A 25,115-nucleotide genomic window follows, 5' to 3' on the forward strand; every position below is an offset into this window, starting at 1 on the left:
TCTTACCATTCCGAACAGAGTAGTTAAGCCCGTTAGCGCCGATGGTACTGCTTTCTGTGGGAGAGTAGGTCGCCGCCTTTCTTGAAGGCCCTTTGATGTTTTGCAAAGGGCCTTTTTTTTATGCCTTTTTTTTAATCGTACGATCCTGCTCTTAAAACCAATTTGGTTTGTTCTTCTGAATTAAATCTTATTTTTTAGATTGAAACATACTATTGATTATGGTGTTAATCCCCGAAAAAAGAAAAAAAATTGCCATAATGCAAATAATTAATGATACTATAAGTAATGGGATGAAAAGTGGTTTATCATCATTGCTAAATGAAATATGTAAAAGTGTTGGGCCTGCAAACATCAGTAATAAACAAATTATTAATCGTTTTATTCCTTTAGTCAATATTTCCTTGTCAGTTCTATTATTTTCTTCCATGATCAATACTTTTTCTAACACTTTTATATTTATTTAATAGAGATTCTGCTTCGTTTTGGGAGATCATTAGTTCCTTCATAATCATTTTGACACCTCTGTCAACTAATTTATCATTGCTAAGTTGCATATCTACCATTTTATTACCTCTTACTTTGCCTAGTCTTATCATTGCTGCCGTAGTTATCATATTTAAAATAAGTTTTTGAGCTGTTCCAGCTTTCATTCTAGAACTTCCAGTAAGAAATTCTGGTCCTACAATAACCTCGATAGGATATTTGGCAACTTTAGAGAGTGGGCTACCAACATTACATGTAATACATCCAGTAGCTATATTATTATTATTACAATCGTTTAGTGCATGTACAACATATGGGGTAGTTCCTGAAGCCGCAATTCCTACTACAATATCATTTGCATTAATATTATAATCATTTAAATCCTTCCATCCTTGTGTTTGAGAATCTTCTGCAAATTCAACAGCCTTTCGAATGGCAGAATCTCCACCTGCTATTAATCCTATTACAAGTCCATGAGGAACTCCAAATGTTGGCGGGCATTCTGAGGCGTCTAAAATTCCTAATCGCCCACTAGTCCCAGCTCCTAAATAGAATAAGCGTCCACCTCTTTCTAACTTATTTATAACTTGTGTTATTAAGATCTCCACAGATGGTAGTACTTTTTCAACTGCAAGTGGAACAGATTTATCCTCGTTATTCATGTTTGTAATAATCTCATTTACAGTCATTTGTTCGAGATTATTGTAATAAGAATCTTGTTCTGTTGTTTTAGTAAAATCCATGTAATAAAGGTAATGAATTTTAGCAATGATGATTTAACTTCCTATTGGGTAACTTTTATAAAAAGTAATAATTATTTTTTATTGAACTGTGTAGACGAACTCATCAACCTCTGATAATCTAAAATAACCAAAAGGGAAATTATCTGGGTTTGATTGGTTTATGCAATTTCCTCGGACTGTGGCCGGTTGAGTCTCAAATGGGCCTCCATTTTCTTCTGTACCTTGCTGCAGTAAAATGAACATATATTCATAAAATCGCTCTGAAATACCATAGTTTCTGATGGTAACAATATCACCTGACTCTAAATCTTCCTCTGTGTAATAACCAAAAATTTGGTTTCCATCTGTGAAACGGTCTTCATAAACTTCTAAATTTGGCACTACTGAAATATCGCTTAAAAATTCAAAGAAATAAAAGTTTTCAATGCTAACTGGATCTGTGTAAAAAGCTTTAAGTTCTATATCTTCTCCTGAAAACCCACCATCATTTGTTTGCTCAACAAATTCAATAGGAACAACAGATTTGAAATTCTCTGTGGCAGTGTAAAGCTCATTATTATATAGCACATTAAGTGTGTAAACAGCATCTAGAACTGGAATAAAATTGTCGTTTCTATAAATGCCAGTATTGCCGTCTTCAATAAAATCAAAAGTATTATTGTTTAAATCGAAAACCTGTACTACGGCACCACTTGCAGGCGGGACATTTTCTTCAAAAAATGGAGCGGATAGAGAAAGTTTTATAGATTGCTCATTACCTTGAGTTCCTTTAAACCAATTAATAGAGGCCTCAATGACTAAGCGTGGTTCCGATTCGTTTAATTCAACATCAATTACATCTTCACAACTAAAAAAAGGACTTATAAATATTAGTAATAAAAAAATCTTTTTCATTATTTAGAAATTAAAATTGTATGATACTGAAGGTACAATTCCAAATAGAGATAGTCTGAGTGCTTCATTAACACCAGTCGTTCTATTTTCTCTGAATTGAATATTAACCGCGTTACGTCTATTATATATATTATAAATACCAAATACCCATTCTCCTTTGAATCTCTTTTGATTATTGGGATTTGGGTTATAATTTATTGAAAAATCCAAGCGATGGTATGCAGGTAATCGGCTTGAATTCCTAGCTTCAAATTTTGGAACAACAATTCCATTATATTCGTACTGCCCATTAGGAAATGTTACAGGTAAACCGGTTTGAAAAACAAAATTAGAATTTAGGCGCCACTTATCATTTAATTCATAGCTCGCTGTTAAGGAAATATCGTGTGTTTTATCATAAGGTGTATTGTACCATTCGCCATTATTAATTCCAGTTTCTATTGGTGTTCTACCAGGTGTTCTTTGTTCGGATTTAGAAAGAGTATAGGATAGCCAGCCCTTTAGTCTCCCTTCGTTTTTTCTTAGAAGTACTTCTAAACCATATGCTCTTGCTTCACCATTTAGAATTACTTGTTCAATAGCATTGTTTGCAATTAAGTTTGCCCCATCCGTATAATCTATTCGATTTTCAATAGTCTTGTAGAACGTTTCAACCTCTAATGAGAATTGATTATCCTTAAAGTTTCTAAAATATCCTATAGCTACCTGGTCTAATAATTGTGGCTTAATATACTTGCCACTAGGTGCCCAAACATCAAGTGGAGTAGGGGAATTAGTATTTGATAAAAGATGTAAATATTGAGACATTCTGTTATAACTTGCTTTAACAGATGAATTTTCGGTTAGTTGATAGGCCATTGCCATTCGCGGTTCAAAATTAGCAAATGACTCTATGACATCATTACGGTTATATGATTCTGTACCAATGGGCTCAGCTTTTTCATAAATCCCAAGTTCTTCATTAAAAATCACGGGATTATCATTTTCATAAATGTTTAATTCGTCTTGTCCAAGTCTGTGAAACGTACTTAAACGCGCTCCATAACTTAGTGAGAGTCTATTACTTAATTTATGTTCTGCATCAAGATAAACTGCATTTTCAAAAGCATATTTATCAATTAGTTTAAATGGATTTATACCTGAATCTGGTGTGTTCGGATTGATTTCACCAGGATTAAACTTGTAATAAATACTATTTAAACCATATTCTAGTTTGAATTTATTGGTTATATAATGCTTTAGGTCGTATTTAACATTGAAATTCCGTATGCCAGATTCCCATTCAAAGCCTACAAAGTTTAGATCTAAACCATAATAATAATCTGAATAGATTAATGATAAATTAGAAAAAAGTTTACTTGAAAATAGATGATTCCACCTAAAATTTAAAACTGAATTTCCATAAGTATTTTTAAAACTGTCTTGAATACTAAATACATCCCGTCCAAAATATCCTGAAAGGAATATACTATTGTTTTCATTTAATTTATAACTCAGTTTAGTGTTTAAATCATAAAAATAAGCTACGTTATCTAAGTCGAATAAGGGTAAAAATAAATGAACATAACTGCTTCTTCCGCCAAATAAAAATGAACCTTTTTCTTTTTTAAGTGGTCCTTCGGCTAATAGTCTACTAGAGACCAATCCGATTCCACCATTCATTTTAAACTGGTTACTATTTCCCTCTTTTTGATATATATCTAATACTGAGGATACTCTTCCTCCGTATTTTGCTGGTATCCCTCCTTTATAAAGTTTTAGATCTTTAATTGCATCTGGATTGAAAACTGAGAAAAAGCCGAATAAATGTGAAGAATTAAAAATAATGGCTTCATCTAACAAAATTAGATTCTGATCCGCCGCACCACCTCTTACATTGAATCCTGAAGATCCTTCACCTGCATTTGTAACACCAGGTAAGAGGGTTATAGATTTTATAACATCAACTTCCCCAAAAACTACAGGCATGTTTTTAATTGTAGAAATCGATAAGGCATTAACACTCATCTGAGGCTTTTTAATGTTTAATTTCTCAACGTTTTCTTTTATTACTATCTCATCTAAACTTTCGGCAGACTCAATTAATCTATAATTCTTGCTAATATTTTGATTTAAGTTTATTGTTTCGCTTATGGTTTCAAATCCTAAGTAACTTATTTGGATTTCATATGTGCCTTTAGGCAAGGTAATTGAATAGAATCCATACTCATTGGTCATTGTACCAGACTGAATTTCTGGAATTAGAATATTGACACCAATTAATGTTTCATTACTTGAAATGTCTGTAATAGTGCCACTTAAAGTATATTTTTCTTGTCCTAATATAGGCTGGCTAAATGACAGTAAAAGTAATATTAGACCAAGTAGTCTATTTCTCATGCAACAATTTTTGGCAAAAATAAAAAAGCTTCATTTTTAATGAAGCTCTTTTAACGTAAGTTTAATCTTATTTGAGTATTGAGTTTAATTTCTCGCTAGGTCGCATCGCCTTATCTGCTAGTGCTTCGTCAGGGTAATAATATCCATCTATATTGACAGGAACACCTTGACAATTTATAAGCTCTTCAACAATGTTAGACTCAAAGTTTAAGAGATCATTGTATAAAGATTTGAATTCAGATTTTAAATTCGCATCAGAATCTTGGTTTGCCAACGCTTCAGCCCAGTATAATGCCAAATAGAAGTGACTACCTCTGTTGTCTAATTCGTTGACTTTTCGAGATGGTCCTTTTTTATTCTCAAGTAATTTTTCTGTCGCATCATCAAGTGCTTCGCCTAAAACTCTTGCTTTTTCATTGTTATTAACATCAGCGAAGTGGTCTAACGAAACCGCTAGTGCTAAAAACTCACCTAGTGAGTCCCATCTCAAATGATTTTCAGTTACAAATTGTTGCACGTGCTTCGGTGCAGATCCTCCAGCTCCCGTTTCAAATAAGCCTCCACCATTCATTAAAGGAACTATTGAAAGCATCTTAGCACTAGTGCCCAATTCTAAAATTGGAAATAAATCAGTTAAGTAATCCCTCAATACATTTCCTGTAACAGATATTGTGTCCTCACCGTTTTTTACTCGTTCTAACGTAAAGTTTGTAGCTTCAATGGGTGATAATATTCTGATATCTAATTCTGAGGTATCATGGTCTGATAAATAATTATTTACCTTTTTAATTAACTCTGTATCATGTGCTCTGTTTTTATCTAACCAAAATACTGCCGGCGTATTGGTAGCTTTAGCTCTTGTTACAGCTAATTTTACCCAATCTTGTACAGGTGCATCTTTTACTTGGCACATTCTCCAAATATCTCCTGACTCAACATTGTGACTTGTTAGTACATTGCCATCCGAATCAACAACTTCGACCTTACCATTAGATTTAATTTCGAATGTTTTATCATGAGAACCATATTCTTCTGCCTTTTGAGCCATTAATCCAACGTTTGGAACGGTGCCCATTGTGGTTGGATCAAAAGCACCATGTTCCTTGCAAAAATCAATGGTTGCAATATATACACCAGAATAACTACTGTCCGGTATTATTGCTTTAGTATCTTGTTGTTGACCTTCAGCATTCCACATTTGACCTGACGTTCTTATCATAGCAGGCATTGACGCATCAATTATGACATCACTTGGTACATGAAGGTTGGTAATACCTTTATCAGAATTTACCATCGCCAAATCAGGTCCGTTGGCTAATGCTAGTTTAATATCGTTTTCAATTTCAATGCGTTTATCTGCAGGTAACTCTTCAACTTTTTCTAATAAATTCCCAAACCCATTATTTACATCAACACCTATACTTTCAAAAGTTGACCCATGCTTTTCGAACAATGTTTTAAAATAAGTTCTTACTGCATGACCAAAAATAATTGGGTCAGATACCTTCATCATAGTCGCTTTCATGTGAAGAGATAAAAGTACGTCCTTGTCTTTTGCATCATTGATTTCTCTTTCTAAGAATTCTAATAATGCTTTTTTATTCATTACAGTGGCATCGATTATTTCACCCTCTAGCAATATAATTGAGTTCTTTAAAATGGTTGTGTTGCCTTGAGTATCTGTATGAACAATATTTACAGCAGTTGACGTATCAATAGTTGCCGACTTTTCATTATGTGCAAAATCTCCATGTGACATAGTTGCAACATGTGTTTTTGAAGCAGAAGACCATTCACCCATACTATGTGGGTTCTTCTTCGCAAAATTCTTGACCGCTTTAGGTGCTCTTCTATCAGAGTTTCCTTCTCTTAATACTGGGTTAACGGCACTACCCTTAATTTTGTCGTAACGTTGTTTGATTTCCTTTTCTTTATCGTTTTCTGGTTCATCAGGATAATCAGGCAGATTATAACCTTTAGCTTGCAATTCTTCGATTGCATCTTTGAGCTGTGGAATAGAAGCACTAATGTTAGGTAGCTTAATAATATTTGCTTCAGGTTTTTTTGCGAGTTCACCTAGTTCAGTCAATGCATCAGATACTTTTTGATTGTCATTTAAATAATTTGGAAATACAGCTAAAATTCTTGACGCTAGTGAAATATCTTTTGTTTCTATTTCAATTCCCGAAGATTTGGTAAAATATTTTACAATTGGTAAAAATGAACGAGTTGCCAGTGCTGGTGCTTCATCCGTTTTTGTGTAAACAATCCTTGCTGATTTTGTCATAAGATTAGGTGAAATTTTTGATTTTATTTTAGCTCATTTTAAAGTTGGGCAAATATACAAAAATACCTCAGTTTTATTGGTGTAGGATTATTAACCAATAACATAAATTTTTGTAGAATTAATAAAAGGAAGGAGAAAAAATAATTATTTGTTATTAGGGATATTCTTAAAAACAAAAAGCCATATCACTACAGTAAACTGATCTGACATGGCTTTTCTTTGAAACAGTACTAACGTGACCTATTTAGCTTTCACTAACTCGGCTGACATGGTTTACACCACCATCCTTTTCAGTTCAAGTGTTTCCGTTTCAACGAAACGTTTCGCATCTTTCAAAATGTATTGACCTGATACTACTGCGTCTCATAAAATCGTTTTCCTTGATGTTTCTTTTTTCAACACCCACTTTCGTGCTTGCCAACGTCTAAAACATTGCTCTTCCTTTTCATGTTCACTTTCGATTCCATTACTTTTTCCAAGCTTTCCACTTAACTCCTGTAAACTGCAGAACATTCTACAACACTTAAGCTTCATGATTTGCTCATCCTTCTTGCCTACACAAGCGACTCACCAATCTCAAAAAACAATCTCATTAAATAAAGAACTTCTTTATCACAATTTAACACTTATTGAAATCACTTTCAAAACACAAACTAGGTTTGTTGTTAATTGTTTAGCTAAAGTATATTTCTATTGTGAAATTCCAAATATTTTAACGGTTTTTATATCAACATCTTATAAACCGAGATTATTAACAAATGTTAATAACGAAAAAAGCCTCCAATTTTGAAGGCTTTTTTATAAATGATTTTTGAAGTTTTATCTTCTAACTTCTTTGATTCTTGCTTTTTTACCAGTAAGACCTCTAAAGTAGAATATTCTCGCTCTTCGTACTTTACCTCGCTTATTCACTTCTATTTTCTGTAACGCTGGTAAATTAACTGGGAAGATACGCTCTACACCAATTGTCCCTGACATTTTACGAATTGTAAATGTCTCTGAAGTACCAGAACCTTTTCGTTGTAAAACAACACCTTTAAAGAACTGAGTACGTGTTTTGTTTCCTTCCTTAATTTCGTAGTATACTGTAATAGTATCACCAGCACTAAATTCTGGTAAATCTTTTTTTGTTACAAACTCGTCTTGTACAAATTTTACTAAAGAATTCATTTTCTTTTTTTTAATAGTTCTTTTAAATCAACATTCACGATTTTCGCCAGAGGTTAATCTAAAATTGGGTGCAAAGATAATTAAAAAGTTAGAAGTGAAAAGTGAAATGTAAAAAGATTTTGTGGCTTAAATAAACAAATCTAATTCTGTTGCTCATTGTCCTTAATAAGATCAGGTCTCCTTTCTTTTGTTCTTTGGAATGCTTGTTCTTCTCGCCATTTTTCTATTTTAGGAAAATTACCACTAAACAATACTTCAGGCACTTTCATACCTTTATATTCTCTAGGTCGCGTATATATTGGTGGTGCCAATAAGTTATCCTGAAAAGAATCAGTGAGGGCAGAGGTTTCATTGCCTAAAACTCCAGGAATAAGTCTTATTATCGCATCGCATAACACAGCGGCTCCAAGTTCTCCGCCGGACAGTACATAGTCACCAATTGAAATTTCTCTAGTGATAAAAGTATCCCTAACTCTTTGATCCACTCCTTTGTAATGACCACAAAGGATTATAATATTCTTTTTTAATGAAATTTGGTTTGCAATACTTTGACTTAGTCTTTCACCATCTGGTGTCATATAGATTATCTCATCATAGCCCCTCTGCTCTTTAAGTGCCGTGATGCATTTGTCTATAGGTTCTATCATCATAACCATACCTGCGCCACCTCCAAATTGATAATCATCAACAGATTTGTAATTATCTGTGGTATAATCCCTCAAATTGTGAAAATGAACCTCAACTAATTTGGCATCAATTGCACGCTTTAGTATTGAAGCTTCAAATGGACTTTTTAATAATTCAGGTAAAACTGTTATAATATCTATGCGCATAGTGCAAAGATGCAACTTATAAGGTTGAAAGAAAAACCCAAAAATTATTAATTTATGGATTAAAGACTTGCTATATAAAAATTAAGCCTTGTTTTTGTTTATTTCGTCTTGAAGTTGACGTCTAACTTTTTGTTCTCTTTCTAAAGCAATTCTTCTATGTTCTTCAAATTCAGCTTCCACTTCTTCAAGCTTTAATTTAGCAGCTCTTGTTAACGAATTACTTCCTTTGAATTTAAGAATGAAAAATATTAATAACGCAAATAGTGCAGCAACTATACTCCACATTAAAACATTATAGTTGGTTTTGCCTAACTGCATACCAAATAATGCCATACTGTTTTTTTCTGCTTCTGTTTCGCCTAATGTTGTTTGAGTATTTTGTAGCTGGCTCTTAAGACTTTCTATTTCCTGTTTTTGATTTTCAACAGTTTCCTCTGAAGTATTCAATTTGGCATAAGTGGTTTTGAGTGAATCTAATACATGTGCCTTAAGAGCAAGTAAAGATGTATACTTAACAGCCTCATACTTTTGACCATTTACACCTTTGAAATTTCCAGATTTTTTAAATATATATTCAAATTGACTGTCAATTGTACCACTGTTTAAAGATAGTTGCTCTTCTTGAGGTTGTGCTGTATTTGTTTGAGCGTAAATATTTTGGAAACTAAATGTAACAATCAGTAAAACAGCGACTTTGGTTAAGAATCTCATCTTAATGTATTTTGGTTTTGTTAGGTTTAATTATGTGCCAATATAGTAATTTTAATAGCATTTAATGAATATATTAAAAACAAAAATTCAACTATATTTTCAACTTTCGTTATATACGATACAATTATAAAATATGGATGTTTTGCAAAAAAAATGGCCTTACAAAGTAAGACCATTTTAAATTTTATCGTTATCCTAGTAATAAGCGTAGCGTCTTACTTTTGAAATATATTTTGCTAATCTAATAACTTGATGACTGTATCCGTATTCATTATCGTACCATACGTAAAGTATAATATTAGTTCCATCTTTTCTAACGATAGAGGCTTTACTATCATATATTGATGGTGCTGAGCTCCCTACAATATCAGTTGATACCAATTCATCGCTCATTTCATATTTAATCTGCTCTACCAAATCACCTTCAAGAGCATATTTTTTCATAATTGTGTTTAAACTTTCCAACGAAGTTTTCTTATCCAACTGTAAATTTAAAATTGCTAGAGAACCGTTTGGTACAGGAACTCTTATGGCATTAGATGTTAATTTGCCATCTAAAGATGGTAACGCTTTACTGACAGCTTGGCCTGCACCAGTCTCCGTAATAACCATGTTTAAACCAGCAGCTCTTCCTCTTCTATATTTTTTATGAAAATTGTCTACCAGATTTTGATCGTTAGTGTAAGCATGAATAGTCTCCAAATGCCCTGACTTAATTCCGAACGAGTCTTCAATTGCTTTTAGAACTGGTGTAATGGCATTGGTAGTACATGAAGCGGCCGAATAGATTTTAACTTTATCAGGATCGTGTTCTTTGTGGTTTACACCATGAACGATATTTGGAATACCTTTACCAGGTGCAGTTAGTAGCACTTTGTCTATACCCTTTGCTTTTAAGTGTCTGCCAAGTGCTTTTTTGTCTCTGAAAGCACCTGTATTATCTATAACAAGCGCATTTTTAATGCCGTATTTTGTATAATCTATTTCTATTGGTGCGTTTGCAGAAATAATATTTACGGTCGTACCATTGATGATTAGAGCATTATTATCAATATCAGTTGTTACTATACCAGAAAAGTCACCGTGTACAGAATCATTTCTTAGTAATGATGCTCTTTTTTCTAAAACAGTTTGAGTTATTTCACCGCGAGTAACAATTGCTCTTAATCGTAATTGACTACCAGATCCGGTTCTTGTCATTAATTCTCTTGCAACTAATCGTCCAATTCTTCCAAAACCATATAGAACAACATCTTTTGGTTCAATTGCATTGTTATTTTTTGATTCCTTGAGTTTTGCAGAAACAAAAGCGGTTGCATTGCCATACTTTTGATCTTCCATGTGATACTCGTATGTAAGTTTACCAATATCTAGTTTTGCTGGAGGAATATTTAATTTACTAATAGCCTGAGCTATCTCAACAGAATCAAAAATAGAAATTGGTTTTTGTACAAATTCACCAGCATATTCATGCAGGTTAAGAATCTCGCTAACATTTTTGTCTATAAGCTGATTTCTGAAAAGAACAATTTCTATGGATTTGTCGTACCATAAATCTGTAATGATTTTAATAAATTCTACCGTTGCTCTGCGACGATCTGCTTGAAAGGCCAACTCTTTTTCGTAAGTGTCGTTAAAACCCATTTTGTTTTGGTTTAGTGATTTAGATTTCGCGGCAAAAATACATATTTCAAACGTTTTCGTAACACATTTTGTCGAAAATAAAAACCCTTTAAAGAATTGCTCTTTAAAGGGTGATTTTAGTAATAAATTATGAATTTATCTGAAATTATATACCGTTTTCTCTCCTTCGTTATTAATAACTTCAATTTGAAGAGGTTCATTATATCCTCTGGTTTTCAATGCATTTTGGACATCATCAACCGAGTATAGTTTTTTACCATTGATTTTTGTCACGATACTACCTTCCTCAACACCATTTTTATTCCAATAATCTTTGTAGTTATCCTCATAAAATTCTGAAATCTTCACACCGTAATCAATATTATAGCGTTTAAGGTCTTCTTCTGATGCATTTTTTACATAACCAATTGTCTGTAATAATGTAATTGAAGGCTTCAATAAAGTAACCGGTAAAATTTCTTCGCCTCCATCTCTTATAAGTGTAACGTTTACTATGTCATTAGGACTTTTAGTTTTAAGATAGCCAGTTAAATCAGAGAACTTATTAATTTCAACATTGTCTACCTTTCTTATTATATCTCCTGATTGAATACCAGCTTTTTCAGCACCTGTTTCCTCTTGTACCTCACTAACATAAAACCCTTCAGTCATATCAACTCCTAATTGTTCTGCTGCTTTACTGTTTAATGCACCGCCAACAACACCTAGAATTCCATTTTGTACGTTTCCGTACTCCATAATATCATTAACAATTTTTCTAGCAATATTACTAGGTACGGCAAATGAATAGCCAATATAAGAGCCTGTTCTTGATGATATAGCGGTATTAATACCAATTAAATCACCATTTGTGTTTACTAATGCTCCTCCAGAATTACCTGGATTTACTGCGGCATCAGTTTGGATAAACGATTGTACGTTTTGTCCTGTTAGATCTCTGGACTTGGCACTAATAATTCCTGCTGTTACAGTTGAGTTAAGGTTAAATGGATTACCAACAGCCAAAACCCATTCTCCTATTTTTGCATTATCAGAATCACCGAATGCAAGGAATGGCAATTCTTCTTCAGTCTCAATCTTTATTAGCGCAATGTCAGTAGCTTCGTCAGAACCTACAAGTTCTGCAGTATATACTTTGTTATTATTTAGCGTAATACTAATGTCGTTAGCATTTTTAATCACATGATAATTTGTAACAATGTATCCTGAAGGTGATATGATTACTCCACTACCAGTTCCTACTTGAGCTCTTTCGCTATTTCTACCTGAGAATAAATCGTACATAGTCATAGGAGCGGAAACAATTGCAGTATTTTTAACATGTACCACTGCATCAAGAGATTTTTCGGCTGCTTCAACAAAACTTGGAGCAACCATACTTGCGACGTTTGTGGTGTTTGTATTTGTTGGTATGTAAATTGGAATTTCAGGTGATTCATTCACCACAACAGGTTTTATGTCATCTTCAATTAAAAGTTTATATCCACCAAGGGTTAATAGGCCACCTAAAACCGAAACACATACTAATGTTGCTATCTTCTTCATAATTTTTCAGATTAAAGTTTAACTATTCAACGATTAAAAATATTGATTTATTGAAATTCAAAATTAATTTTAACTACTATTTAACGTCATTTTTAAAGCTCAATCATCAAGACAGATTACTTCCTTTAATTCTTATATTTGCATGGTATATGACAACTACTTTTTACAAATATCAAGGCACGGGAAATGATTTTATTATCATTGATAACCGGCAAAATAAAGTTGACAAAAATAATACCAAACGGATTAAAGAATTTTGCGACCGACGTTTTGGCATTGGAGCTGATGGGTTTATTTTGTTAGAGAATGACGAAATTTCAGATTTTAAGATGGTATATTTCAATGCAGATGGCAATGAAAGTAGTATGTGTGGAAACGGTGGGAGATGTATAACTGCATTTGCTAAGTTTTTAGGCATTATTGATAATGAGACTGCATTTAATGCAATTGATGGGATACATCATGCCAAAATAAAAGATGATATTGTTCACCTTCAAATGAGGAAAGTTGAAGATGTTGAACTTCATCCAAATCATGTGTTTTTAAATACAGGTTCTCCACATCATGTTGAAGTTGTTAGAAATTTAAAAGACTATGACGTAAAACAAAATGGTGCAAAAATCAGATATGGTGAACCCTACTATACACCTGGCAGTAATGTTAATTTTGTAGAGCAAATAACAAATAATACGTTTTCTGTTAGAACTTATGAGAGAGGTGTTGAAGATGAAACTTTATCGTGTGGTACTGGTGTAACTGCAGTTGCCTTGGCTATGTATTCAAAAAAGCTTGCTAATGAAAATCAGCTTACTTTAAAAACACCAGGTGGTGACCTTAAAGTTAGTTTTCAATCAAATGCAAACGGTTACGATGATATTTGGCTTATAGGTCCGGCCAAGCAAGTATTTAAAGGAGAGTTAGTATGGTAAGTCTTAAAGGAAATAATATTTATTTAAGAGCTTTAGAACCAGAAGATTTGGAATTTGTTTATAGTATAGAAAACAATACAAGTTTCTGGGAATTAAGTGATACTAAGCAACCATATTCCCGTTACATTATAAAAGAATATCTACAAAATGCTAAACAAGATATTTTTGAAGCAAAACAACTTCGGTTGGCAATTTGCGAAAATTCAACCAATGAACTTCTAGGTTTAATTGATTTGTATGATTTTAATCCAATTCATAATAGAGCAGGATTGGGGATATTAATTAAGGACGAGTCTAATAGAGGTAAAGGTGTTGGTAAAGAGTCATTAAATTTGCTTATGAATTATTGTTTTAAAGCGTTGCATTTAAAGCAGGTTTATGCAAATATTTCAGAGAATAATTTGGCTAGTTTAAAATTATTTGAAACTAATGGTTTTGAAATTATTGGATTGAAGAAAGATTGGCGGTTTGATGGGGTGATATACACGAACGAATACATTTTACAACGAATAAATAATTAATTCATGTACATAAAGAAAATTCTTTGGGCAATTGCTTTAATAGGACTTTTTATATTCGGCATTATAGCGTATTATGTTTACGGAGCCATGTTTGAGCCAAATACAGCATTTAATAATGATGTAGCATATATATACATACCAACAGATGCTAACTATAATGACGTAAGATTACAGCTTGAACCTATTCTTAAGGATATAAATAGTTTTGATGCCCTTGCAAAACAAAAAAAATATACTTCAAATATTAAGTCTGGTAAATTTGCTATTAAAAATGGAATGAATAATAATGACATAATCAATTCCATTCGTATTGGTAAGGGTTTAGAAGTTGTCGCCTCATTTAATAATCAAAATAGCCTAGAGGCTTTAGCTGGAAGAATAAGTACTCAAATTGAAGCTGATAGTGCTTCATTACTTATGTCCATGAAAGATGAAACGTTTTTAGAGGTAAATGGATTCACTTTAGAAAATGCATTAGGAATGTATATGCCCAATAGTTATAAATTTTATTGGAATACTTCTGCTGATCAGTTTAGGGATAAAATGCTTTCTGAGTATAAGCGTTTTTGGAATGACTCTAAAATAGCAAAAGCAAAGGCTTTAAATTTATCACCTAATGATGTAATTACCCTTGCATCTATTGTGCATGAAGAATCTAAGAAAAAAGATGAACAACCAAGAGTTGCAGGTGTTTACTTAAATAGATTAAGAATAGGGATGCCCTTGCAAGCTGACCCTACACTAAAATTTGCTGCTTACAAACTGCCTAAATATAAGAATACAGTTATTAGAAGGGTATTAAATGTGCATAAGGAAATAGATTCACCATATAATACGTATAAGAATCGTGGTTTACCTCCTGGATTAATTGCAATGCCAGATTTATCTGCTGTTAATGCTGTGCTTAATGCTGAAAAGCATAGCTATCTTTATTTTGCGGCTGATGCGAAAAAGCTTGGTTATCATAAGTTTGCCAAGACGCTTGCGCAGCATAATAACAATGCCAGAGAATATCAAAGATACTTGTCATCTCAAGGTATTAACAAGTAATATGTTTAAACTCAATGTAATTCTAGTTTATCTTTTAACCTGTTTTACGTTTTGCAGTTATTCTCAGTCAGATAATGCCAATTTCTTAAAGCCTAGTGATTCACTTAATATTTCTAGAAGAAATTCAGTGATAATAACAGAAGCATCATTGGCGTCAATATCATTGATAGGTCTAAACGAATTGTGGTATGCTGATTACCCAAGATCTAATTTCAAAACAGTTAATGACAGTGAAGATTGGTTGCAGATGGATAAACTTGGCCATTTTTATTCTTCATATCAATTGGGTAGGTTGGGTGCAAATACCTTGAATTGGGCAGGAGTTAGTAATAATGATCAGTTAATTTATGGATCAACTCTTGGATTGGGTTTTTTAACTGCTGTTGAAATAATGGACGGTTTCTCTGATGAATGGGGATTTTCATGGTCTGATATGGCAGCAAATGTTGTAGGAACAGGGCTTTATGTAGGTCAGGAATTATTATGGAAGGATCAAAGAATTGTATTGAAATATTCATTCCATACTACCAATTATGCTAATCAAAGACCTGATGTTTTGGGCGATGGTATTTTTGAGGAAGTTTTAAAAGATTATAATGGACAGACCTATTGGTTAAGTGCGAATATCAATTCATTTTTAAAGACTGAAAAAATCCCAAATTGGCTCAATTTAGCATTTGGTTATGGTGCCGATGGTATGCTGACTGGAGATCCAATGGATCCATTATTTTCAAATCAAAATAGAGTTAGGCAGTATTACCTCAGTTTAGATATTGATTTAACTAGAATTAAAACAAATTCTCACCTCCTAAATACCATATTTGACGTTTTAAACATAATTAAGATACCTTTTCCAACAATAGAGCTTAATAGTGAAGGTCGTTTAAAGTTCCATTATATCTACTTTTAATGAACGTTAACAAACCTTAACACGTTGATTTTCAGAAAATAAAAAAAAGTCGTAAATTTGCAGCCGATTTAGTAAAAAGAATTGGGGAATAAATTTTACTAAGAAATTAGCTTATATGGTTAAGAATAAAGTTAAAAGTATTGTTTTACCATTTTCAATCTGTTTTGTAATAGCATTAGCTTTATACCCAGATTCTAAATTAAATCCTGATAAGTACTCTACTAAGGGATTAGAACTAGACTATAATATAAAAGAAGATATAGCTATGAATTCTCATTTTAATGATATTGAGAATGAGCAAACTATCTTTACACCATTTCTAGGAAAATCATTTGAAGGATTTAAAGAAGCCATAGCCTTTAAAGAGTCTAGGGGAGATTACTTCACGGTAAACACACTTGGATACTTAGGTAAATATCAGTTTGGTTCTGAAACTCTTAAGACCATTGGTATTTATAGGCCAAATAGCTTTTTGCACAACCCAGAACTTCAAGAAAAGGCTTTTGTTGCAAATGCAGAACGTAATAAGTGGATTCTAAGAAAAGACATTAAACGTTTTGAAGGTAAGCAAATTGCTGGAGTTGAAATCACAGAATCTGGTATTTTGGCTGCAGCACATTTAGCGGGTCCAGGCAGTGTTAAAAAGTTTTTAAGAAGCTATGGTGGACATAATTTTTCTGATGCCTACGGTTCTACCGTTAAGCATTATATGAAAAAGTTTTCTGGTTACGATACTTCAGTATTGAAACCAAACAAAAAGGCAAAGGCAAGAATTTAATCTAATCCTTTTTAAGTATAAAAATAGCAGGCCTTTTATGAAGGTCTTCTTTTTTGTTTTTCCATTCCTTAGCAGACATTGTTCTAATGTATTCAGTCGGTAATGTGATATCACAAGCAACACAGACCTTGGTGTTTGGTTGCAAAATGGCAATCATATCATCTAACAACTTATTGTTGCGGTAAGGTGTTTCAATGAAAATCTGAGTTTGGTTCTGTTCAGAAGAAATACGCTCAAGGGATTTTAGTTTTGACTTACGTTCTGCTTTATCGATTGGTAAGTATCCATTAAAAGCAAAATTTTGACCATTCATACCGGAAGCCATTAATGCCAAAGTTATGGAAGATGGTCCCACCAAAGGTACAACCCTAATATTCATCTGATGAGCGAGTCTAACTATATCCGCTCCTGGGTCGGCAATTGCAGGACATCCTGCCTCAGAGAGAAGGCCTACCGATATCCCTGTAAGACAGGGGTTTAAAAATGTGTTTCTTTCTTCAATACTTGTGTATTTATTCAACACTTTTATTTTAAGAGAAGGTTGTGATTTACTTGGTGTTACACGTTTTATGAATCTACGAGCTGTTTTTTCATTCTCTACTATGTAATTGTCAATATCTTCAATTGTTTTTTTAATAGAAATAGGTAATACTTCCAATGGTGGATTATCTCCTAATCGAGTGGGTATAAGATATAATTTACCGTAGGTGTCCATTTATTCGAGTATAAGTTTTTGAACAAATTCATTTCCTGTTTCTGTACTACACTTTATTAAATAAAGACCTGCACTTAAAGTTGAAACGTTAAGATCAAATACGGTTTCAGAGGTGCGTAATTCATTTAATATTTTCTTTCCCTGAACATCGAAAATCTCGATGTAAGTGTTTTCATTGCTATTAATTCTTGAGAAATCTATTTGTACTAGATTGGTTGCTGGGTTTGGATAAATAGTCATTTCTGAAAAACTAGATTCATCAACACTCAAGGAGGTATCGATAAGTTTATAGATGTTGCCAGAAGAAATATCAGAGATATAAAGTTCACCATTTATATCCTCGCCAAAAGCTACCCAATTTCCAGGAAAATCAACAAGTGTCATATCCCAGTTTGCTCCATTTTCAACCAAGTAACCAATTTCGCCACTACAATAGTCTGCAAAAAAGTAAAGTCCATTGAAATTTGCATACATATTTCCTCGATATCTATAACCTCCGGTTATAGAGCATTTAAATTGTCCGCTGTTGTGGTTGTAATCTGCAACTGGAAAGGTCAATGTAGATGGAGCAGGGCATCCACTAGTGTTGTATGTTGCGTTAGCTTCATAGCATCGCCAACCATAATTTAGACCAGCCTCAGTTGAGGTCGCTCTATTAATCTCTTCATATGCATTTTGGCCTACATCTGCAATCCAGATATCACCATTTAATTGATCAAACGAAAACTTCCAGGGATTCCTTAAGCCATAAGCCCAAATTTCTTCGCTACTAGTAGCGCTTTCATGAAAAGGATTGTCACTAGGAATTGCATAATTATTTCCGTTTTCAGTATTGTCTATGTCAATTCTGAGAATTTTCCCTAATAAGTTGGTTAGATTTTGAGAGTTGTTTTGTGGGTCACCACCGGAACCGCCATCTCCAGATGAAATATATAAATATCCATCTTGTCCAAATGCCATGTCACCACCATTATGATTAGAAAAAGGTTGAGAATAAGTTAGAATAATTAACTCCGAAGAAGCATCTGCAACTAAAGGATTTGTGCCACTTCTGTTATATCTAGAGATTACTGTATTTCCTGAGTTATTAATGTAATTAAGGTAAAAATAGCCATTACTTGCATAACTAGGGTGAAAAGCTAAACCCAAAAGACCTCTTTCATTCCCGAAGTTTATGACTTTAGAGTCAATATTTAAAAAAGGGGTTGCTTCGACAGAACCGTCGGAATTAACAACTCTAATATAACCATCTTGTTCAACAACATATAATTTGTCATCGCCTGCGTGTTTAATATTTACAGGTCTATCGAAGTTTTGAGCAAAGAGTTGTATATCTAATTCTTGAGCTGTCAGTGAAAAGCTAAAAAGTAGGCAAATTGTAGAGGCTAAAATTTTCATTATAACTAATTAGTGGATTAAGACTAAATTACAAAAAAGTAAATTATTTAAATAAAGGGTTAAAATAGCGATTATATACCTTCTACTATTAAGTCTGCTGTCTCATTGATTAAATCAAAAACATACTCAAAATCACTAATATCTCCGTAATAAGGGTCTGGCACATTTTTATCAAACCTAGATTTATTGGCTGCAAGAAATAATTTTACTTTTTTTGAATCGTTTTCATTACGAGATAGCCTTAAAATATCAGCGTAGTTAGATTCATCCATTGCATAGATGTAATCAAATTCATCAAAATCTTTAACCGTAAATGCCCTAGCACGTTGAGTACTAATGTCAATTCCAGCATTTAAAGCCACTTTTATAGACCTTCTATCTGGCTGACTACCTATATGATATGAAGCAGTACCAGCAGAATCCACATAATATTCTTGGATGTTTAACTTAGATTCTAGTATGCCATGAGCTAATGGTGATCGACAGATATTGCCTAAGCACACCATTAAAATCCTTGTCATTTTATTATGAAATTAAAGTGATAATTTTTTAGCAAGATCCTCAACATACTTTCTAAACTGCTTATCTGTTGAAGATAAATTATCTACTGTTTTACATGCATGCAATACAGTGGCATGATCTCTTTGACCAATCTGAGAACCTATACTTGCCAATGATGCCTTAGTATATTTCTTAGCGAAGAACATAGCAAGTTGACGCGCTTGTACAATATGACGCTTACGAGTTTTAGATTGTAAAGTGTTTACGTCCATCTGGAAATAATCTGAAACAACTTTTTGTATATAATCTATTGAAACCTCACGTTTTGTATTCTTAACAAATTTCTCAACTATATCTTTTGCAAGATTAATTGTGATTTCTTTTTTATTGAATGAAGATTGCGCAATTAAAGAGATAATAGCACCTTCTAATTCTCTTACATTAGACTTAATATGCTTTGCCACATATTCTACAATTTCATCTGGCATCTCCACACCATCTCTATACAACTTGTTTTTTAAGATAGAAACTCTTGTTTCGAAATCTGGAGATTGCAATTCAGCAGAAAGTCCCCATTTAAAGCGAGACAGCAGTCTTTGTTCAATATCCTGCATATCAACAGGTGCCTTGTCACTAGTTAAGACTACTTGCTTTCCATTTTGATGTAAATGGTTGAATATATGGAAGAAAACGTCCTGTGTGCCTGTCTTACCAGATAAGAACTGTACATCGTCAATTATTAAAACATCAATAATTTGATAAAAATGAATAAAATCATTTCTATTGTTCTTTTTAACAGAATCGATATACTGTTGCGTAAATTTTTCAGCAGAAATGTATAGAACTGTTTTTTCTGGGTATTTATCTTTAATGTCAACACCAATAGCATGTGCAAGATGGGTCTTTCCTAATCCAACACCGCCAAAAATCAATAATGGATTAAATGACGTACCACCAGGTTTATTAGCTACAGCAATACCAGCATTTCTGGCTAACCTATTAGAATCCCCTTCTAAAAAATTCTCAAAATTATAACTAGGATTAAGTTGAGACTCAATCTTTACATTTCTAATTCCAGGAATAATAAATGGGTTTTTTAACTCAGGACTTTTATTGTCAAAAGGAACATCTACATCTTGAGACTTAACTGCAGTTCTGTTTGAACTTGGAATTTTTTCCGTAAAAGGTTGCTTGTTACCATAGGTGTTTTCCATTTTGATAACATATACCAGTTTTGCATCTTCACCCAACTCTTTTGTAAGAGCTACTTTTAAGATTTTAACGTAGTGCTCTTCTAGCCACTCATAGAAAAATTTACTTGGTACTTGAATGCTTAATGCATTCCCAGATAGTTTAACCGCTTTAATGGGCTCAAACCAAGTTTTGTAAGCTTGAGGTTGAATATTATCTTTAATAAAATCAAGACAGTTATCCCATACAGATTGAGCGGTTATCTCCATGCTTTGAGTTAAATTATTTCGTTGTTAGTTAGATTAGCAAAAAAAAAGAGAATTAGGTTTCTCTCGTTAATTATATAGCGACAAATATGTGAACAAAATTCTTAAAAAAAAAATGAAATTTAATTGAATTTTAAGATTTTTTTTCTCATGTTTAATTCCACTGGAAAGTACAAATTTTTTATCAAAAAAACGCACGATTATGAATTTTAATGAAACTGAAATAAGAGTGCGATATGGTGAGACAGACCAGATGGGTGTTGTGTACCATGCAAATTACGCTGTATATTTTGAGGTAGGCAGAACGGAATGGCTTAGGCAGTTTGGCCTTAGCTACAGTAGGATGGAGGCTGAAGGCATTATGCTACCGGTAATTTCATTAAATATAAACTACAAAAATTCAGCACGTTATGACGATGTGCTTAAAGTAAAAACTACACTAAAAAAGTTGCCAACAGCATCGATAGAATTCGAATATGAATTAGTCAATCAGAAGGGTGATTTACTGGCTACAGGACAGACAACTTTAGCTTTTATTGACATGGAACGAAACAGGCCAACGCGTTGCCCAAAATATCTTTTAGATAAACTGCAAAAAAAATCGTTATAATTCACGGATTTCTACGCCATAAAAATTTTGAAATAGCTCAAATATTTTCAAACTGTTACTTTTTCTGACAGATATTTCCAACAAACAATTAATTTCTAATATCTGATTTGAAATTTCAACTTGATTTTCTTTTAGTATTCGCAATACTTTACTCAGGTTTTTATATTCAAATTTTAGACTAAAATTGTGGTTAATTGTTTTTTCTATAATAATTGCTTCCTTTAATGCTAATTGAGCGCTAGTTCTGTATGCATTAATCAATCCGCTAACACCTAGTTTCACACCGCCATAATATCTAATAACAATCACCAATATATTTGTGACTTCAAAGGATTGTATTTGACCATATATTGGCATTCCGGCCGAATTGTTTGGTTCGCCATCATCATTGGCTCTATAAATAACTTTGTCCGTACCTAATTGATAGGCATAGCACCAATGCCTAGCTGAATGATGTTCTTTCTTTGCACTTTCAAGACATTTCTTAATATCAGACTCACTGTTTACTGGATAGGCATAACCGTAAAACTTACTGTTTTTGTCTTTAAATAATTCACCGATGGATTTATTTGATATAGTTCTATAAGTGTCTTTTGTCTCCATTATTTCAATGTTACAATTATTATAGAAACTATGGCTATTATTATCCCTGTCCAGTTTTTAAGAGATATCTTTTCTTTAAATAAGATCAGGCCAATTAAGGTTGAAAATGCAACTATGGCAACATTGTTAATTGTAAAAACCGTTGAGGTTTCGTAACCATCTACTCGTAATGCTTTCAAAAGATAATATATTGATGCATAATTTATTGTACCTAAAGCTACTCCAAAAGGGATACTTTTAATCTTAAATCGATTCGTCGTACGTGCTGATTTGTATATGAGAACAAATAGACCAACGCAAAAGGCAATACCAAAAATAGTAGCAGAAAATAAGGGGATTTTATCGTCTGGAGCAAAATAGTTAACTAAGGTGTCAATAGTGCCGGAGCCAATAAAGAGTAAAATTGGCAGGTATATTGATTGCGTCAACACTACATTGTCCCTTTCCTTAATTGAGGTTAGATATACTGCAATTAATGCCAGAATAATTCCGAAAATCTTTATAAACCTTACGCTTTCATTAAATACGATTATGCCAAATATTATTGGGATTATTACGCTCATTTTACTAGCTACAGAAGCTACTGACAATCCGTTTTTCTGAGCGGTTAAAGCCATAACATTAAAAATGGCTATAAATAAAAAACCCAGAAAGATTGCCCCGTAAAACCAAGTTGAATTAGCTATTGCTATTGGGTCAATTTCTGCTTCATATAAATATGACCCAAGAATGCAAGCCGTAAAGTAATTTACCACTATAGCTTGTAGTGTATTTACGTTATATTTCTTAAATGACTTAAAGAGAATGAAGATTCCAGTTGAGGATAATATGCTAAGGAGTAAATAGATCAAAAGAGCTCTTTTTTAACTTCAAATAGATTTACGATATCTTCTGTGTTTTCATCAATATTCCAAATATGAAATCCCATAGCTTCGGCAGTATCAGTGTTTTCTTTAGTGTCATCAATAAACAAGCACTCATTTGGTTTTAAATAGTTCTTTTTCAAAACATACTCAAAAATTTCTCTATCTGGTTTTCTTAATTCAATTTCATGTGAAAGGTAAAACTCATTGAAACAGTCTTTGAAATCATGAAAAAAATCTAAATGTTGTTCAATGTGATTAATATGTAATTCATTGGTGTTGCTTAACAATATTAGGTTGTAATTACTATGAGATGATAGTTTATTTACAAAGTCAAATCTTTGTTTTGGGAAATCGTTTAAAATATAATTCCAGGCATCTATAATATCCTCCTTATTTAAAAACGGAAACTTTGAAAGATAGAAATTGATGAACTGAGGAGTGCTAATTTTACCTGTTTCATAATTAATATTGGTTTGGAGCATATCGTTTTCAAATGATTCAACTTTAAATAAATTCAGTGCATTTTTCATTGCACCTTCTTTATCTAAATTGATAAATACATCACCAAAATCAAATATTAAAGTGTTAATCATTAATGATAATTTTTAAGGTGTCATCTAATATTTTTGATTCTGAAATTTGCTTTCCCTTAATATCCGGAGCATTTATACCGTTACCAAAATTCTTATTACCTATAAACATCCTTGCTTCATCCCATAAATTCTCATTTATAAAAGCTTGTATGGTTTTTGTCCCACCTTCAATAATGACTGAGTTAATCTGTTGTTTATAAAGATTATCACATATTTGACACGCAATCGGTTCTTCAAAATTTATTTCTAAACCAGTTAGATTGATAGTTTTAGCTTCAGAATTGAAAATTGAATATTTATCGCCTAGGCTTTTACTTTTGTCGGTAACTATTCTAATAGGGTTATGACCTGTCCAATCCCTTACTGTTAAGCTTGGATTATCTTCTATTACTGTATTAGTTCCTACCAAAATAGCCTGTTCTTCGGCGCGCCATTTATGAACTAGTTGTCTTGAGTATTTATTGGTAATCCAAATAGGTTTTTTTTCATCCTTTTTTATAGGAGCAACAAATCCATCGGTCGTTTGTGCCCATTTTAAAATAATGTAAGGGCGTTTTTTATTGTGAAAAGTAAAAAATCTTTTATGGTGATTTTTGCATTCCTTTTCAAGTATGCCAACAATTACATTACATCCAGCGGCTTTTAATTTTGATATTCCACTTCCTGATACTTCAGGATTATCATCAACACAACCAATTACAACATTTTGTATTTTATGCTTTATTATCAAATCACTACAAGGAGGAGTTTTGCCATAATGACTGCACGGTTCTAATGTAACATATATAGTGCTTTGCGACAGTTTGTTTTTATCCTCAACTGAGTTAATAGCGTTTACCTCTGCATGTGGGCCGCCAAAAGGGCTTGTATAACCTTCACCTATAATAGCATTATCATGGACAATCACTGCTCCAACCATAGGGTTTGGTCTAGCTGTTCCTAAAGCATTCTTGGCAATTTTTAAACACCGTTTTATATAATGTTCGTGGTTCTTCAACTACAATTTTACTTTAATGGTTTGCACATCATCAATTTCATAAGAAGATGAATAACCAAACACTTTATAATTTATTTCACCTTTGTATCTAACCTTTAATTGCTGAGAAATTAAACTACTGATTAAACCACCTAAACTATTTTTGTCAACTAGGCTATCAGTTGCAACTGAAACAACAAGAGGTATTGTAAAATCATTTTTTGATGGCACATCAAATTCATCTGAAACTATGGTAGCTACTTCTGTTTCGTTTATATAGACTTTTAAGCCATCGGTTTTTAGTTTACCACCAACATCATTTGGGTTTTTAAACATTGCATCGGCACTTAATGTAATTGCTTTTCCATTTGCATCAATAATCTTAATTTTATTAAGTCCAATGAATTGTGGCTTTTCAGTGACCTTACAGTTGAAAAGTAGTGTAAAAAATAATAGAATCAGTAAACTTCTTTTTGTCATAAAATGAGAATTATGGCTATCTTCATACCGAAACAATTT

General features: G+C 32.8%; 26 protein-coding genes and 1 rRNA gene. 7 read left to right on the forward strand and 20 right to left on the reverse strand.

The window, feature by feature from the left end; genetic code table 11:
- A 5S ribosomal RNA gene (gene rrf, locus LBV24_RS15370) occupies positions 1-81 on the forward strand; the annotation flags it as partial.
- Between the two features lie 106 nt (positions 82-187).
- Here rrf and LBV24_RS05845 read toward each other — a convergent pair.
- From LBV24_RS05845 to LBV24_RS05895, 11 genes are all read right to left on the reverse strand, one after another.
- Entirely contained in the window at positions 188-427 is a 240-nt protein-coding gene (locus LBV24_RS05845; RefSeq protein ID WP_224477666.1) for a DUF6095 family protein, read from the reverse strand.
- Positions 414-1,226, reverse strand: coding sequence for an N-acetylmuramic acid 6-phosphate etherase (gene murQ, locus LBV24_RS05850; protein WP_224477667.1), 813 nt, complete (start codon positions 1,224-1,226; stop codon positions 414-416). The genes LBV24_RS05845 and murQ overlap by 14 nt, the downstream gene beginning before the upstream one ends.
- Positions 1,227-1,304: 78 nt before the next feature.
- The gene (locus LBV24_RS05855) at positions 1,305-2,120 is read right to left on the reverse strand and encodes a DUF4249 family protein (protein ID WP_224477668.1); all 816 of its coding nucleotides are present in this window, start codon (positions 2,118-2,120) and stop codon (positions 1,305-1,307) included.
- A gap of 3 nt (positions 2,121-2,123) precedes the next feature.
- Positions 2,124-4,499 (reverse strand): TonB-dependent receptor, encoded by a 2,376-nt coding sequence (locus LBV24_RS05860; protein WP_224477669.1) that lies wholly within the window; start codon positions 4,497-4,499, stop codon positions 2,124-2,126.
- Positions 4,500-4,566: 67 nt separating this feature from the next.
- Complete coding sequence (locus tag LBV24_RS05865) at positions 4,567-6,786, reverse strand: NADP-dependent isocitrate dehydrogenase (protein ID WP_224477670.1); 2,220 nt, start codon at positions 6,784-6,786, stop codon at positions 4,567-4,569.
- 363 nt (positions 6,787-7,149) lie between these two features.
- Positions 7,150-7,320: a hypothetical protein gene (locus tag LBV24_RS05870; RefSeq protein ID WP_224477671.1), complete on the reverse strand. Its 171-nt coding sequence runs from the start codon at positions 7,318-7,320 to the stop codon at positions 7,150-7,152.
- Between the two features lie 285 nt (positions 7,321-7,605).
- Positions 7,606-7,956: a 50S ribosomal protein L19 gene (gene rplS / locus LBV24_RS05875; protein WP_224477672.1), complete on the reverse strand. Its 351-nt coding sequence runs from the start codon at positions 7,954-7,956 to the stop codon at positions 7,606-7,608.
- Between the two features lie 140 nt (positions 7,957-8,096).
- A complete protein-coding gene (trmD, locus tag LBV24_RS05880) occupies positions 8,097-8,789 on the reverse strand; it encodes a tRNA (guanosine(37)-N1)-methyltransferase TrmD (protein ID WP_224477673.1) in 693 nt (230 codons plus the stop codon).
- An 81-nt stretch (positions 8,790-8,870) separates the two neighbouring features.
- Positions 8,871-9,500, reverse strand: coding sequence for a tRNA (guanine-N1)-methyltransferase (locus LBV24_RS05885; protein ID WP_224477674.1), 630 nt, complete (start codon positions 9,498-9,500; stop codon positions 8,871-8,873).
- A gap of 195 nt (positions 9,501-9,695) precedes the next feature.
- A complete protein-coding gene (locus tag LBV24_RS05890; protein ID WP_224477675.1) occupies positions 9,696-11,144 on the reverse strand; it encodes a glyceraldehyde-3-phosphate dehydrogenase in 1,449 nt (482 codons plus the stop codon).
- A 135-nt stretch (positions 11,145-11,279) separates the two neighbouring features.
- Positions 11,280-12,689 (reverse strand): trypsin-like peptidase domain-containing protein, encoded by a 1,410-nt coding sequence (locus tag LBV24_RS05895; protein ID WP_224477676.1) that lies wholly within the window; start codon positions 12,687-12,689, stop codon positions 11,280-11,282.
- 149 nt (positions 12,690-12,838) lie between these two features.
- Between LBV24_RS05895 and dapF the strand changes: the two genes are divergently transcribed.
- The 5 genes from dapF to LBV24_RS05920 all read left to right on the forward strand — a co-directional run bounded on the left by dapF (position 12,839) and on the right by LBV24_RS05920 (position 16,877).
- Positions 12,839-13,618, forward strand: a complete 780-nt coding sequence (dapF, locus tag LBV24_RS05900) for a diaminopimelate epimerase (protein WP_224478218.1) — start codon at positions 12,839-12,841, stop codon at positions 13,616-13,618.
- The gene (locus LBV24_RS05905) at positions 13,612-14,139 is read left to right on the forward strand and encodes a GNAT family N-acetyltransferase (protein ID WP_224477677.1); all 528 of its coding nucleotides are present in this window, start codon (positions 13,612-13,614) and stop codon (positions 14,137-14,139) included. Before dapF ends, LBV24_RS05905 begins: the two co-directional genes overlap by 7 nt.
- Positions 14,140-14,142: 3 nt before the next feature.
- The gene (gene mltG, locus LBV24_RS05910) at positions 14,143-15,189 is read left to right on the forward strand and encodes an endolytic transglycosylase MltG (protein WP_224477678.1); all 1,047 of its coding nucleotides are present in this window, start codon (positions 14,143-14,145) and stop codon (positions 15,187-15,189) included.
- Position 15,190: 1 nt separating this feature from the next.
- Positions 15,191-16,099 (forward strand): DUF2279 domain-containing protein, encoded by a 909-nt coding sequence (locus tag LBV24_RS05915; protein WP_224477679.1) that lies wholly within the window; start codon positions 15,191-15,193, stop codon positions 16,097-16,099.
- Between the two features lie 115 nt (positions 16,100-16,214).
- Positions 16,215-16,877 (forward strand): peptidoglycan-binding protein LysM, encoded by a 663-nt coding sequence (locus LBV24_RS05920; protein ID WP_224477680.1) that lies wholly within the window; start codon positions 16,215-16,217, stop codon positions 16,875-16,877.
- Between the two features lies 1 nt (position 16,878).
- On the opposite strand, the gene LBV24_RS05925 is transcribed toward LBV24_RS05920, so the two are convergent.
- The 4 genes from LBV24_RS05925 to dnaA form a co-directional block, all read right to left on the reverse strand.
- Positions 16,879-17,592: an SAM-dependent methyltransferase gene (locus tag LBV24_RS05925; RefSeq protein WP_224477681.1), complete on the reverse strand. Its 714-nt coding sequence runs from the start codon at positions 17,590-17,592 to the stop codon at positions 16,879-16,881.
- Entirely contained in the window at positions 17,593-18,990 is a 1,398-nt protein-coding gene (locus tag LBV24_RS05930) for a PQQ-dependent sugar dehydrogenase (RefSeq protein WP_224477682.1), read from the reverse strand. It abuts the gene before it with no gap.
- 71 nt (positions 18,991-19,061) lie between these two features.
- Entirely contained in the window at positions 19,062-19,511 is a 450-nt protein-coding gene (locus tag LBV24_RS05935) for a low molecular weight protein-tyrosine-phosphatase (protein ID WP_224477683.1), read from the reverse strand.
- A 12-nt stretch (positions 19,512-19,523) separates the two neighbouring features.
- Positions 19,524-20,951, reverse strand: a complete 1,428-nt coding sequence (gene dnaA, locus LBV24_RS05940) for a chromosomal replication initiator protein DnaA (protein WP_114301727.1) — start codon at positions 20,949-20,951, stop codon at positions 19,524-19,526.
- A 199-nt stretch (positions 20,952-21,150) separates the two neighbouring features.
- Between dnaA and LBV24_RS05945 the strand changes: the two genes are divergently transcribed.
- Positions 21,151-21,558 carry an acyl-CoA thioesterase gene (locus LBV24_RS05945; RefSeq protein ID WP_224477684.1) on the forward strand — a complete coding sequence of 136 codons (408 nt, stop codon included), beginning with the start codon at positions 21,151-21,153 and terminating at the stop codon, positions 21,556-21,558.
- Here the strand turns inward: LBV24_RS05945 and LBV24_RS05950 are convergent.
- The 5 genes from LBV24_RS05950 to LBV24_RS05970 are packed head-to-tail and all read right to left on the reverse strand — an operon-like array spanning position 21,553 to position 25,076.
- Positions 21,553-22,161: an IMPACT family protein gene (locus LBV24_RS05950; protein WP_224477685.1), complete on the reverse strand. Its 609-nt coding sequence runs from the start codon at positions 22,159-22,161 to the stop codon at positions 21,553-21,555. The two genes, LBV24_RS05945 and LBV24_RS05950, sit on opposite strands and share 6 nt — an antisense overlap.
- The gene (locus LBV24_RS05955) at positions 22,161-23,012 is read right to left on the reverse strand and encodes an EamA family transporter (RefSeq protein WP_224477686.1); all 852 of its coding nucleotides are present in this window, start codon (positions 23,010-23,012) and stop codon (positions 22,161-22,163) included. Before LBV24_RS05955 ends, LBV24_RS05950 begins: the two co-directional genes overlap by 1 nt.
- Positions 23,009-23,620 (reverse strand): HAD family hydrolase, encoded by a 612-nt coding sequence (locus LBV24_RS05960; RefSeq protein ID WP_224477687.1) that lies wholly within the window; start codon positions 23,618-23,620, stop codon positions 23,009-23,011. Before LBV24_RS05960 ends, LBV24_RS05955 begins: the two co-directional genes overlap by 4 nt.
- Positions 23,613-24,617 (reverse strand): bifunctional diaminohydroxyphosphoribosylaminopyrimidine deaminase/5-amino-6-(5-phosphoribosylamino)uracil reductase RibD, encoded by a 1,005-nt coding sequence (gene ribD, locus LBV24_RS05965; RefSeq protein WP_224477688.1) that lies wholly within the window; start codon positions 24,615-24,617, stop codon positions 23,613-23,615. Before ribD ends, LBV24_RS05960 begins: the two co-directional genes overlap by 8 nt.
- Complete coding sequence (locus LBV24_RS05970; RefSeq protein WP_224477689.1) at positions 24,618-25,076, reverse strand: NDR1/HIN1-like protein; 459 nt, start codon at positions 25,074-25,076, stop codon at positions 24,618-24,620.
- Positions 25,077-25,115 lie beyond the last annotated feature (39 nt).

Source organism: Winogradskyella vincentii (assembly GCF_020166345.1).
Lineage (GTDB): Bacteria > Bacteroidota > Bacteroidia > Flavobacteriales > Flavobacteriaceae > Winogradskyella > Winogradskyella vincentii.